Below are 12,675 nucleotides of genomic sequence, written 5' to 3' on the forward strand. Positions count from 1 at the left end.
CTTTCAGCCCCTCCGGCGTTTGAGGAGATCCGAACGAAGTTCGGATGCCGGGGTCCGGGGCAGAGCCCCGGTTTCGGGAAGGGGTGGGTAGGGGAAATCAGCCCGCCGCAGGCGCCCCACCGCAACCGGGACGGCCCGCACCCGACAGTGCACCCGTGCGCCGACCATGCCCCACCCCAGCGCCTCGTAGAATCAGCACCACCATGGCCTACCTCGACCACGCCGCGACCACCCCGATGCTGCCGGAAGCGATCGAGGCGATGACCGCCCAGCTCGCCGTCGTCGGCAACGCCTCCGCACTGCACGCCGCCGGCCGCCAGGCCCGCCGCACCGTCGAGGAGGCCCGCGAGACGCTCGCCGAGGCACTGGGCGCGCGGCCGAGCGAGGTGGTCCTCACCTCCGGCGGCACCGAGGCCGACAACCTCGCGGTGAAGGGCCTGTACTGGGCCCGCCGCGCCGCCGACCCGGCTCGTACCCGCGTCCTCGCCAGCCCCGTCGAGCACCACGCGGTCCTCGACGCGGTGCACTGGCTCGCCGAGCACGAGGGCGCGACGGTCGAGTACCTGCCGGTCGACGCATACGGCCGGGTCCACCCCGAGGCCCTGCGCGAGGCCATCGGGCGCAACCCCGCGGACGTCGCCCTCGCGACGGTGATGTGGGCCAACAACGAGATCGGCACGGTCCTGCCGGTACGCGAACTCGCGGACGTGGCAAAGGAGTTCGGCATCCCGCTGCACTCCGACGCGGTGCAGGCCTTCGGCCAGCTCGACGTCGACTTCGCCGCCTCCGGGCTCGCCGCGATGACCGTGAGCAGCCACAAGATCGGCGGCCCGTACGGCATCGGCGCGCTGCTCCTCGGCCGCGACCAGACGCCCGTACCCGTCCTGCACGGCGGCGGTCAGGAGCGCCAGGTGCGCTCCGGCACCCTCGACGTCCCCGCCGCCGCGGCCTTCGCGGTCGCCGCGCAGAGCGCCGTCGCCCAGCGCGAGCGCTTCGCCGCGGAGATCGGCGGCCTGCGCGACGCGCTCATCGACGCCGTACGCGCGGCCGTCCCGGACGCGATCCTCGGCGGCGACCCCGTCGACCGCCTGCCGGCCAACGCCCACTTCACCTTCCCCGGCTGCGAGGGCGACTCCCTGCTGCTGCTCCTCGACGCCCAGGGCATCGCCTGCTCGACCGGCTCGGCCTGCACGGCGGGCATCGCCCAGCCCAGCCACGTCCTGCTCGCCACCGGCACCGACCCGGACCTGGCCCGCGGCACCCTGCGCTTCTCGCTCGGCCACACCTCGACCCGTGCCGACGTCGACGAGGTGGCGAAGGCCATCGGTCCGGCGGTGGAGCGGGCGCGGGCGGCCGGGCTCAGTTAGGCGCGGGGCTCAGCCAGGCGCCGGGCTCACCGCTCGGCCGCCGTCGTCGCCTTGGGCCGGTTCGCCGCCCTGCGCACCAGCTCCATGTACCGGTCCCAGTCCCAGTGCGGCCCCGGGTCCGTGTGCGTGGCCCCCGGCACCTCGTTGTGCCCGATGATGTGCTCGCGGTCGATGGGGATCTCGTAGCGGGCGCAGATGTCCGCGGTCAGCCGGGCCGAAGCCTCGTACATCACCTTGGTGAAGGACGACGGCCTGTCGACGAAGCCCTCGTGCTCGATCCCGACACTGCTCTCGTTGTACGAGCGGTTGCCCGCGTGGAAGGCGACATCCAGCTCCCGGGCCATCTGTGTGATCTCACCGTCCCGTGCGCGGATCACATAGTGCGTGGCCGCCGCGTGCGCCGGATTGCGGAAGACCCTGATCGCCGAGGCATAGCTGCCCTGTGTGACATGGATGACGACCTTGTCGATCTCATAGTCGGCCGGCCGGTCCGCGATCCGCAGATTCGCCGCCGAGGCCGCCACCCAGCGGGCCCCGGGCTGGTCGACCTCGCCCTCGGTGCGCTGTTTGTCGACACCGGGAATCTGCCACCACAGCCGCCCGAGCTCCTCACGGAACGCCAGCGCCGTGATCCCCGCGGCGACGGTCGCCCCCACGCCGACCAGCAGGCCTCGGCGCTTGACGCCCTCGGCTCGGTCCTCACCCACGGCCACCCCCGTTGTGCATTGATCTCCGTACACACAAACGGGTGGAGAGCACCTATTGGTTCCGGCTTACTCTTGAGGGGTTATGACTGAGACTCCTGCCGAGCCCCGCCGCCTCCGTGTCCTCGCCGCCATGTCCGGCGGTGTCGACTCCGCCGTCGCCGCCGCCCGCGCCGCCGAGGCGGGCCACGATGTGACCGGCGTCCACCTGGCCCTCTCGGCGAACCCGCAGTCGTTCCGTACGGGCGCCCGCGGCTGCTGCACCATCGAGGACTCCCGCGACGCCCGCCGCGCGGCCGACGTGATCGGCATCCCCTTCTACGTATGGGATCTCGCCGAGCGCTTCCGCGAGGACGTCGTCGAGGACTTCATCGCCGAGTACGAGGCGGGGCGTACCCCGAATCCGTGTCTGCGCTGCAACGAGAAGATCAAGTTCGCCGCGCTGCTCGACAAGGCGCTCGCGCTCGGCTTCGACGCCGTGGCCACCGGTCACTACGCGCAGGTGATCACCAACGAGGACGGTACGCGCGAGCTGCACCGTGCCTCCGACATGGCCAAGGACCAGTCGTACGTGCTCGGCGTCCTGGACGACAAGCAGCTGGCGCACGCGCTCTTCCCGCTTGGTGACACCGTCACCACCAAGGACGAGATCCGCGCCGAGGCCGAGCGCCGCGGGCTCGCGGTCGCCAAGAAGCCCGACAGCCACGACATCTGCTTCATCGCCGACGGCGACACCCAGGGCTTCCTGGCCGGCCGCCTCGGCAAGGCGGAGGGCGACATCGTCGACGAGGCGGGGGAGAAGCTCGGCACGCACGAGGGTGCGTACGGCTTCACGATCGGCCAGCGCAAGGGGCTGCGGATCGGCACTCCGGCGCCGGACGGGAAGCCGCGCTATGTGCTCGACATCTCGCCGGTCAACAACACGGTGACGGTCGGTCCGGTGGACGCCCTCGACGTCACCGCGCTGACCGCGATCAAGCCCCGCTGGTGCGGCACCGCGCCCGAGGGCGAGGGCCGCTACACCGCCCAGCTGCGCGCGCACGGCGACGAGACGCCGGTGACGGCCGAGCTCGTGGACGGCGAGCTGCGGGTCGCGTTCGACGAGCCCGTACGCGGGGTCGCCCCCGGCCAGGCGGTCGTCCTCTACGACGGCACGCGCGTGGTCGGCTCCGCGACGATCGCGGCCACGACACGCGCAGCCGCCGCGGTCTGACCAACTGGTGCCGTACGCCTAGGAGTTCACGTATGACTCCCTAGGCGTTCGCATAGAACCCCGCGAGCACCGGCGCCAGCACATCCGGATCCACCATGTGCGTCTGGCCCTCCAGGGTCAGATGCCGGCCCGCGCGCGCCGAGCGGGCGACCAGGGCGGCCGAGCCGCCCATCCACTCGAAGCTGGCCGAACCGTTCACCACGAGCAGTGGGACGTCGATCTGCGAGATCCGGTCGACGGGCACCAGGCTGTCGCCGAGCACCGCATAGTCGTACGCGATCGTCGGCGCGAGCGCCTCCCACTCGGCCCACAGAGGTGAGCGCCTGAGCTGCTCGATGAGTTCCGGCGGCGCCCCGGTGCCCGAGATGAAGTGCTCGACGGCGGCGCCCCGCCGGCCGTCGGCGAGCAGCGCGCGCAGCCGGTCCGCCTGCTCCTGCCGGTCCGCGACGCCGATCTCGTCGAGCGTCAACGGCGGTTCGTAGCCCGACACATGGGTCACCGCGAGGCCGCTCGCCGCCGCCTCGAAGGCGAGCACGGCGCCCGACGAGTTGCCGTGCAGCGCCGCGCGCCCGCCGACCGACTCCATCACCGCGGCGATGTCGTCGACCTCTCCGGCGACCGCGTACGGCAGCGTGTCACCGCTGTGGCCGCGGCCTCTGCGGTCGTATGTGACAGCCGTGCAGCCCAGTGCCGCGAGCCGCCGGGCGAGCGGCTCGTCCTCCGTACGGCCGGTGCACAAGGCGCCGCCGACGAGGATCACGACCGGGCCGTCCGAGCCGAACCGTTCGTAGGCGATGGGGGTTCCGTCGCGGGACAGAACTTTTCCGAGGGTGTCCATGAAGGTGCAGACCCCGGTCGTCATCGGAACTCATCGCCGTAGCGGAAAAAATCTTCAGGAAATCCGGCGAGGAGGCAACCACCGCCCCTGGCCTGCGACTTCAGTCCGCGGAAACTTCCTCGGTCGCGTAGAAGCAGAGATGATCCCTGATCGCCGCGACCTCCGGCTTGGGGTCGGGATAGGCCCAGACGGCGTCCTGGCCGCCGGGCAGCGACCAGTACGAGGCGGTGCCCTTGAACGGGCAGTACGTGTGGGTCTCGGACGGCTCCAGAAGGTCGGTGCGGACGTCCGCGGGCGGCAGGTAGTAGCGCACCGGACAGCCGGTCTCGCGCAGCACGAGCGGGCGGCTGCTCTCGGCGACGACCTGCCCGTCGTGGACGACGCGCACGTGCCGGGTGCCCTGTTCGACGGTGATCGTGTGTCCTGCGGTCACTTCTCTGCCCTCCGGGTCGCTGCTTCGGCCACTGGGTACAGCGCAGTTGACGCCCGCGTTCTTCCCGCCGGAAACCATGCCAGAATCACGCACCGCAATCACGTGGTGACGCAACGCTATGGAGGCGTTCATGGGATCCAGCCGACTGTCCAGAAACCGCAAGGCCCTGCTGCACAAGGTGCGTTACGCCCTGCGGCATCCCGGGCGTGTGCCCGCCTATGTGCGCCGGTCGGCGCGCGACGCGGTGCTGCGCGTCAAGTTCCGCGGCGACCACGTCGGTTACTACCGCGCCGTCATGGCCTCCGACGCCGCACGCAGCGCGGAGGCCGCGGTCGGCGGCGGACCTTCCGTCAAGCGGTGGACGTGGATCGGGCAGATGCAGTTCGACTATCTGGTGGAGCACGGCCTCGCGCCCGGGCACCGGATGCTGGAGATCGGCTGCGGCAATCTGCGGGCGGGGCGGCTCTTCATCGACCACCTGGAGCCCGGCCACTACTACGGCATCGACATCTCGCCCGACATCCTGATCGCCGCCAAGCACACCCTGGTGCGCTACGGATTGCAGCCGAAGCTGCCGTACCTGACCGTCGCCGACAACCTGACCTTCGACTTCCTGCCCGACGCCCACTTCGACGTCGTGCACGCCCACAGCGTCTTCTCGCACTCGCCGCTGCATGTCATCGAGGAGTGCTTCGCGCACATCGGACGCGTCCTGAAGCCCGGCGGCTTCTTCGACTTCACCTTCGACCGTACGGAGGGCGAGGAGCACCAAGTCCTGCACGAGGACTTCTACTACCGCACCGAGACGCTGGTCGGGCTCGCGTCGAAGCACGGGCTTGCGGCGACGTTCATGGAGGACTGGGAGTCCAGGCCGCACGGGCAGTCGAAGATCCGCATCACGCACGCGGAGGTGAGGGCGGACGGCCGGGTGAAGGCGGACGGCCAGGTGAAGGCGGACGGCCGGGTGAAGGCCGACGCCCCCTAGCGCCTCCGGGTACCGGGCCCTAGGCGATGCCGCGGGACTCCTCCAGATACGCCAGCGCGCCCACCGGCTCCTCGGCGAAGAACACCAGGTCCGTGAGGGGGACCGGCAGGAAGCCCTCGTCCTCCATGCGGCGGAACTGCTCCTTCAACCCGTCATAGAAACCGGCTGTGTTGAGAAGCACCACCGGCTTGTCGGTCCTGCCGTGCTTCTTCAGCTCGAGGATCTCGGTGGCCTCGTCGAGCGTTCCCGTACCGCCGACCATGATCACCACGGCGTCGGCCTGCCCCAGGAGCTGCGCCTTGCGCTCGGCGAGGTCGCGCGTGACGACCATCTCGTCCGGGGCGGTCACCGGCCGCGCCTTCGCGGCGAGGAAGTCGACGGAGACACCGAGGAGCCGGCCGCCCGCCTGCTGCACACCGTCGGCGACCACCTTCATGAGACCGACGTCGGACCCGCCCCACACCAGGGTGTGCCCGCCCTTGCCGACGAGTTCGGCGAACTCGCGGGCGGGGCGGGTGTAGCGCTCGTCCAGGTCGGCCGCGGAGAGGAAGACGCAGATGTTCATGCGTCAACCGTACGCCCGGGTTTTTGGCGCCTTCGCCCGGGATTCCCGCGCCTTCGCCGCTTGATCCCTGTGCCTTCCTCCGTACGCCGAGGTGCGGCGCCGGGCGTTCGAGACGGCCTGGCAGCATGGGCGCATGGCTACCCATGTGATCACCGGAGCGGGCTCCGGCATCGGCGCCGCCGTCGCCGCCCGTCTGCACGCGCGCGGCGACGACCTCGTGCTGCTCGCCCGCAACGCCGGCCGCGCCAAGGAACTCGCCGACCGCTACCCGGGCGCGCAGACCCTCGTCGGCGACCTCGCCGAACCGGACCGGCTCTCCTGGGCGTTCTCGCACCAGTCGCTGCCCGACCGCGTGGACACGCTGCTGCATATCGCCGGCGTCGTCGACCTCGGCCCGGTGGGCGACCTCACGACGAAGATCTGGCGCTCCCAGCTCGAGGTCAACCTCATCGCACCGGCCGAGCTCACCCGCCACTTCCTGCCCCAACTGCGGGTCACCCAGGGCCATGTGCTCTTCGTGAACTCGGGCGCGGGCCTGAACGCCCACGCCAACTGGTCCGCGTACGCCGCGTCGAAGCACGGCCTCAAGGCCCTCGCGGACTCGCTGCGGCACGAGGAGAAGCCCAACGGCCTGCGCGTCACCACGGTCTACCCGGGCCGCACCACCAGCCCGATGCAGGCCAAGGTCCACCAGCAGGAAGGCAGCGCGTACGACCCGGCTCGCTGGATCGACCCGGAGTCGGTGGCCACGGCGATCATCACGGCGATCGATCTGCCGCGGGACGCGGAGATCACGGACCTTTCGGTACGGCCGGGTCGCTGAGGTTTCCGTACGAGGTTCGGGGCGGGCGGGCGCACTGCCCGCCCGCCCCGGCCCGCTGTTTCGTACCCTCGGCTGGTGACCGAAGACCGCACCACCCCCTGGGGCCCCGCCACCGGCGTCGGCTCGATGCCCGGCGCCGACGCCCGTGAAGCCGCGAAGACCGCCGCCGGGACCTTGGAGAGTTTCCCCTTCCTGCCCGAGCTCCCCGCCCGCGGCCCGGGCGCGGACATGATCGGCCGCACTCTCGGGCTGCTCGTCGAGATGTACGCGCGCGTGGAGCCGAGCGGCTGGCGCTTCGGCGACCGCCCCGGCCGCGACACCCGCCGCGCCTGGTCCTGGCTCGGTGAGGACCTCGACGCCCTGGAGGAGTTCACGCAGGGGTACGAGGGTCCGCTGAAGATCCAGGCCGTCGGACCCTGGACGCTGGCCGCCGCGGTCGAACTCCGGGGCGGCGAGGCCGCGCTCTCCGACCCGGGCGCCGTCCGTGATCTCGCCGGGTCCCTCCAGGAGGGACTCAAGCAGCACGTCGCCGATGTACGCCGCCGGATCCCCGGCGCCGAGGTCGTGCTGCAGCTCGACGAGCCCTCGCTCACCGCCGTCCTGCGCGGACAGATCAAGTCCGCCAGCGGCTACCGCACCCACCGCGCCGTCGACCGTCAGCTGGTGGAATCCACCCTGCGCGGCCTGATCGAGGCGCACGGGGGACCCGCGATCGTCCATACCTGCGCGCCCGACGTGCCGTTCGCCCTGCTGCGCCGCGCGGGCGTCGCCGGGGTCTCCTTCGACGCCTCGCTGCTCACGGAACGTGACGAGGAGCCGATCGGCGAAGGCGTGGAGGCGGGCCTGAAACTCTTCGCGGGAGCCGTGCCGTCCACCGACACCGCATTGTCGGACCCTGCCAGTAACGTCATGGGTGTCAGGACGCTGTGGCGCAGGCTCGGCCTGAATCCGGGATCGCTCGCGGAATCGGTCGTGGTCACGCCGTCATGCGGTCTCGCGGGGGCCTCGCCCTCATATGCCCGCAAGGCGCTCGCCCACTGCGTCGCGGCGGCGCGCTCGCTCGCGGACAACCCTGAGTGACGACAGGCGATGAAGACAGCACCAACGGGGACTTCGTTTTTCAGAAACGCGGGAGGACACACGATGGTCGGCACGGACCAGGCAGGCGGTACGTCATCGGTGCCCAGCGAGGCGCGTGAGCAGCATGCGCAGATCGCGGAGCAGATCGAGGAACACCGCTTCCGGTACTACGTGAAGGACCAGCCGGTCATCAGCGACGCCGACTTCGACAGGTTGCTGCGCTCGCTGGAGGCCCTGGAGGACGAGTACCCGGAGCTCAGGACGCCCGAGTCACCGACCCAGAAGGTCGCAGGCGACTATCAGACGGACTTCGCCACGGTCACGCACCGCGAGCGGATGCTGTCCCTGGACAACGCCTTCGACGACGCCGAACTCGCCGCCTGGGCGAACCGCGTGGCGAACGATGTCGGCACCTCCGACTACCACTTCCTGTGCGAGCTCAAGGTCGACGGCCTCGCGGTCAACCTCACGTACGAGAAGGGCCGGCTGACCCGCGCGGCCACCCGGGGCAACGGCCGCGAGGGCGAGGACATCACGCCCAACGTGCGCACGATCGCCGACATCCCGGACCGCCTCGAGGGCAAGCGCATCCCGGATCTGGTGGAGATCCGCGGCGAGGTCTACTTCCCGATGGAGAAGTTCGAGGAGCTCAACGCCAAGCGCGTCGCCGCGGGCCAGGAGCCGTACGCCAACCCCCGTAACTCCGCCGCCGGTTCCCTGCGTCAGAAGGACCCGAAGGTCACGGCGACGCTTCCGCTGCACATGGTCGTGCACGGCATCGGCGCCCGCGAGGGCCTGGAGATCACACGGCTCTCCCAGGCCTATGACCTGCTCAAGGAGTGGGGTCTGCCCACCGCTCAGCACAACAAGGTCGTCAAAGACCTCGAAGGGGTACGGGAGTTCATCGCGTACTTCGGTGAGCACCGGCACTCCGTCGAGCACGAGATCGACGGCGTGGTCGTCAAGCTGGACGAGATCCCCCTGCAGGGACGGCTCGGTTCGACGGCGCGCGCACCGCGCTGGGCGATCGCGTGGAAGTACCCGCCGGAGGAGGTCAACACCAAGCTGGTCGACATCCTCGTCGGCGTCGGACGCACCGGCCGCGTCACCCCGTACGCGCAGGTCGCCCCCATCCAAGTGGCCGGTTCCGAGGTCGAGTTCGCCACCCTGCACAACCAGGAGGTCGTCAAGGCCAAGGGCGTCCTGATCGGTGACACGGTGGTGCTGCGCAAGGCCGGCGATGTCATTCCGGAGATCCTCGGCCCGGTCGTCGATCTGCGCGACGGCAGCGAGCGGGAGTTCGTGATGCCCGCCGAGTGCCCGGAGTGCGGCACGGCCCTGCGGCCGATGAAGGAAGGCGATATCGATCTGCGCTGCCCCAACGCGCGGACGTGTCCCGCCCAGTTGAGGGAGCGCGTCACTTACCTCGCCGGGCGCGAATGCCTGGACATCGAGCACTTCGGCGGGGTGGCCGCCGCCGCGCTCACCGGCCCGCTCGAGCCGTCGACCCCGCCGCTGGTGGACGAGGGCGATCTGTTCGACCTGACCATCGAGGATCTGCTGCCCATCAAGGCGTATGTCCTCGACAAGGACAGCGGGTTGCCCAAGCGCGACCCGAAGACGGGCGAGGAGAAGATCGTCACGGTCTTCGCCAACCAGAAGGGCGAGCCGAAGAAGAACGCGGTCGCGCTCCTGGAGAACATCGCGAAGGCCAAGGAAAGCCCCCTCGCACGGATCATCAACGGTCTTTCGATCCGTCATGTCGGCCCGGTCGCCGCCCAGGCGCTCGCCCGCGAGTTCCGCTCCCTGGAGCGGATCGAGCAGGCCGGTGAGGAGGAGCTGGCGAACACGGAGGGTGTCGGACCGACGATCGCCGCCGCGCTCAAGGAGTGGTTCGCCGAGGACTGGCACCGCGAGATCCTGCGCAAGTGGCGCGCGGCCGGGGTCCGCATGGAGGAGGAAGGCGGCGAGGACGAGGGACCGCGCCCGCTCGAAGGACTCACCGTCGTCGTCACGGGCACGCTGCAGCACCACACGCGTGATGGCGCAAAAGAGGCGCTGCAGACCCGTGGCGCGAAGGTGACCGGTTCGGTTTCGAAGAAGACGTCCTTTGTCGTGGTGGGTGACAACCCTGGTTCGAAGTACGACAAGGCCATGCAGCTCAAGGTGCCGGTTCTGAACGAGGAAGGCTTCGCGGTCCTGCTCGGACAGGGCCCGGAGGCCGCACAGGAAGTTGCACTTCCGGTACCCGAGTAGCGGTTGAAGGCCACCCGTTCGGCGCATACCAGATGCATACGGGTGGCCGGGTCGCATTCGGGCAACCGTGCTCGACGGCTGCCCGTGGAAGCCTTCTGCGGCCTACTGTTGAGGTGTGCGCCTGCCGTGTCCAGTTGCGGATGGGGCATCCCCTGCTCAACAGGAGTGCGGGAATTGGTTTCGGACGCGGTGACTTCAAAAGCAGGAGCCGCGTGGCGTGGGCACCGCCGGCTGTGAGAGGGACGGGAATGAAACCGACCGAGAGCGCCGATCCGGTGTCCCGGCTGCCCGGGCTGTGGACGCCCGCGCTGCCCACCGCCGTGGTGGCCGTCGCCGCGGTCGTGCTCGGCGCGGGGGTGTACAGCGCACTGACCGGGGACCACGCGCTCTTTCCGGGCTCCACCGTCGGCTGGTCGCTCGCCGTACTCGTCGGTGTGATCGTCGGTCATCTGGTCGCGCTCGGACGTGAGCGGTGGTGGGGCGGCACCGGATCGGGCGCCGCCCTCACCCTTGCCGTGCTGCTGCTCTACGGCTGGGTCCCGGCCGGGATGGTCAGCCTGACTGTGATCGTCCTGGTCGGCGCGGCCCGCCGGCGCCGCTGGCGCCAGGGCCTGCTGCACGGTGCGGTCGATGTGCTCGGCATCGGTGCGGGCGCGCTGGTCATGGCGGCCTTCGGCGAGGTGCCGACGGTCGAGCGGCCCTGGACGCCCGAGGACTGGGATCTGTGGGCGTTTCCGGAGGTCGCGCTCGTGGCGGGCGCGTATCTGCTCGTGACCCGGCTGCTGCTCTGGTACGTGCACGCCCCGCACTCCGCCGGGTTGCCCACCGTCGCCCGTACCGCCATGATCCGGCAGGGTCTCGTGGGGGTGGCGCTGCTCGGGATCGCGCCCCTCATCTGTGTGGTCGCCGTCGCGATGCCCGTGCTTCTTCCGCTGTTCGCGATCCCGCTCGTGGCGCTGGACTCGACGCTGTGGATCGCCCGGGCGCGGGCCGAGGAGCAGTTGCGCGATCCGCTGACCGGACTGCCCAACCGGCAGTGGCTGTTGGAGCGGACCTGGGCGGCGCTGGACGACGCCGAACGGATCGGTGCGCGTTCCGCCCTCGTCCTGATCGACCTCGACCGCTTCCGCTCGGTCAACGACACGCTCGGCCATCTCGCCGGTGACCGGCTGCTGCTGCAGATCGCCGACCGCCTCCAACTCGCCCTGCCCAAAGGCGCGGAGGCCGCCCGCCTCGGCGGTGACGAGTTCGCCGTCCTGCTGCCCACCTGCGACTCGACGACCACGGCCAAGCGCATCGCGCGCGTCCTCGTCGCCGAACTCAGCTCGCCCCTCGACCTCGACGGCCTCACCCTCGTCCTCGAGGCGAGCGCGGGCCTCGCCGTCTACCCGGACCACGCACTCGACGCCGAAGGGCTCCTGCGCCGCGCGGACGTGGCGATGTACCAGGCCAAGGTGGACCGCACGGGCGTCGAGGTCTACGAGTCGAAGCGGGACTCCAACACCCCCGACCGCCTCGGTCTGTTGGGCGATCTGCGCCGCGCGCTCGACGCCGGCGACGTCGAACTGCACTACCAGCCCAAGGTCCGTTTCGACGGTCAGGTCGCGGGCCTCGAAGCGCTCGTACGGTGGGTGCATCCCGAGCGCGGCAAGGTCCCGCCGGACGAGTTCATCGCGATCGCCGAGTCCTCGGGCCTGATGCCCCATCTGACCGAGTACGTCCTGGATACGGCCCTCGCTCAGGTGGCGATCTGGCACGCGCAGGGCCTGAAGGTCCCCGTCGCGGTGAACGTCTCGCCGCGCGACGTCCACACCCCCGGCTTCGCCGGTTCGGTGGCCGCGCGCCTGGCCCGCCACGGAGTCCCCGCCGGCGCCCTCCAGCTGGAGATCACCGAGCACGTGCTGCTCGAGGACCCGCAGCGCGCCGCCGACACCCTGGCCGGGCTCACCGCGCACGGCGTGAAGATGTCGCTCGACGACTTCGGCACCGGCTACTCCTCCCTGGTCCATCTGCGCCGGCTTCCGGTGAGCGAGCTGAAGATCGACCGCTCGTTCGTCGCCCGCCTCGCGATCGACCCGGAGGACGCGGAGATCGTCCGCTGCACCGTCGACCTCGCCCACTCGCTCAACCTGGTCGTGGTCGCCGAGGGCGTCGAGGACGACGAGACCTGGGAGCGCCTGCGCGATCTGGGCTGCGACGCGGTCCAGGGCTGGCTGGTCGCGGCGGCGATGCCGGCGGAGGAGGCCACGGCGTGGCTCCTTGCGCGGGGGTCGCGGGGGTGGCAGCGGCCGGCGGAGCTCTTGGCTGCGGAGTCGGGGCCGGTGACCGAGGTGGACGGGTCGGCTGTGCCGTAAGGGTTCTTGCGGGTGCGGGTGCGGGTGCGGGTGCGCGGTGGCTGGGGTGGGTTGCGC

11 protein-coding genes are annotated in these 12,675 nt (G+C 70.7%); 7 read left to right on the forward strand and 4 right to left on the reverse strand.

Annotation, left to right across the window (positions count from 1 at the left end):
* Nucleotides 1–203 precede the first annotated feature (203 nt).
* Nucleotides 204–1,367: a cysteine desulfurase family protein gene (locus tag G6045_RS33855; RefSeq protein ID WP_165336022.1), complete on the forward strand. Its 1,164-nt coding sequence runs from the start codon at nucleotides 204–206 to the stop codon at nucleotides 1,365–1,367.
* Between the two features lie 26 nt (nucleotides 1,368–1,393).
* Here the strand turns inward: G6045_RS33855 and G6045_RS33860 are convergent, their stop codons facing one another.
* A complete protein-coding gene (locus G6045_RS33860) occupies nucleotides 1,394–2,080 on the reverse strand; it encodes an N-acetylmuramoyl-L-alanine amidase (protein WP_408056394.1) in 687 nt (228 codons plus the stop codon).
* A gap of 76 nt (nucleotides 2,081–2,156) precedes the next feature.
* Between G6045_RS33860 and mnmA the strand changes: the two genes are divergently transcribed.
* The gene (mnmA, locus tag G6045_RS33865; RefSeq protein WP_165336024.1) at nucleotides 2,157–3,284 is read left to right on the forward strand and encodes a tRNA 2-thiouridine(34) synthase MnmA; all 1,128 of its coding nucleotides are present in this window, start codon (nucleotides 2,157–2,159) and stop codon (nucleotides 3,282–3,284) included.
* Nucleotides 3,285–3,324: 40 nt separating this feature from the next.
* On the opposite strand, the gene G6045_RS33870 is transcribed toward mnmA, so the two are convergent.
* Complete coding sequence (locus tag G6045_RS33870; RefSeq protein WP_235968495.1) at nucleotides 3,325–4,146, reverse strand: alpha/beta fold hydrolase; 822 nt, start codon at nucleotides 4,144–4,146, stop codon at nucleotides 3,325–3,327.
* Nucleotides 4,147–4,222: 76 nt separating this feature from the next.
* Complete coding sequence (locus tag G6045_RS33875; protein ID WP_328708001.1) at nucleotides 4,223–4,555, reverse strand: DUF427 domain-containing protein; 333 nt, start codon at nucleotides 4,553–4,555, stop codon at nucleotides 4,223–4,225.
* 130 nt (nucleotides 4,556–4,685) lie between these two features.
* Here G6045_RS33875 and G6045_RS33880 point away from each other — a divergent pair, with 130 nt between their 5' ends.
* Complete coding sequence (locus G6045_RS33880; protein ID WP_165336026.1) at nucleotides 4,686–5,540, forward strand: class I SAM-dependent methyltransferase; 855 nt, start codon at nucleotides 4,686–4,688, stop codon at nucleotides 5,538–5,540.
* 19 nt (nucleotides 5,541–5,559) lie between these two features.
* Here the strand turns inward: G6045_RS33880 and G6045_RS33885 are convergent, their stop codons facing one another.
* Nucleotides 5,560–6,105 (reverse strand): LOG family protein, encoded by a 546-nt coding sequence (locus G6045_RS33885; protein ID WP_165336027.1) that lies wholly within the window; start codon nucleotides 6,103–6,105, stop codon nucleotides 5,560–5,562.
* A 133-nt stretch (nucleotides 6,106–6,238) separates the two neighbouring features.
* On the opposite strand from G6045_RS33885, the gene G6045_RS33890 reads away from it, so the two are divergent.
* The 4 genes from G6045_RS33890 (at nucleotide 6,239) to G6045_RS33905 (ending at nucleotide 12,618) form a co-directional block, all read left to right on the forward strand.
* Nucleotides 6,239–6,928, forward strand: a complete 690-nt coding sequence (locus tag G6045_RS33890; RefSeq protein WP_165336028.1) for an SDR family oxidoreductase — start codon at nucleotides 6,239–6,241, stop codon at nucleotides 6,926–6,928.
* 75 nt (nucleotides 6,929–7,003) lie between these two features.
* Nucleotides 7,004–8,008, forward strand: coding sequence for a methionine synthase (locus tag G6045_RS33895; RefSeq protein WP_165336029.1), 1,005 nt, complete (start codon nucleotides 7,004–7,006; stop codon nucleotides 8,006–8,008).
* A 63-nt stretch (nucleotides 8,009–8,071) separates the two neighbouring features.
* On the forward strand, nucleotides 8,072–10,264 hold the full coding sequence (gene ligA, locus G6045_RS33900; protein WP_165336030.1) for an NAD-dependent DNA ligase LigA: 2,193 nt from the start codon (nucleotides 8,072–8,074) through the stop codon (nucleotides 10,262–10,264).
* Between the two features lie 140 nt (nucleotides 10,265–10,404).
* A complete protein-coding gene (locus G6045_RS33905) occupies nucleotides 10,405–12,618 on the forward strand; it encodes a putative bifunctional diguanylate cyclase/phosphodiesterase (protein WP_408056395.1) in 2,214 nt (737 codons plus the stop codon).
* The last annotated feature ends 57 nt before the right edge of the window (nucleotides 12,619–12,675 follow it).

The sequence above is a fragment of the Streptomyces mesophilus genome, assembly GCF_011044995.1.
Lineage (GTDB): Bacteria > Actinomycetota > Actinomycetes > Streptomycetales > Streptomycetaceae > Streptomyces > Streptomyces mesophilus.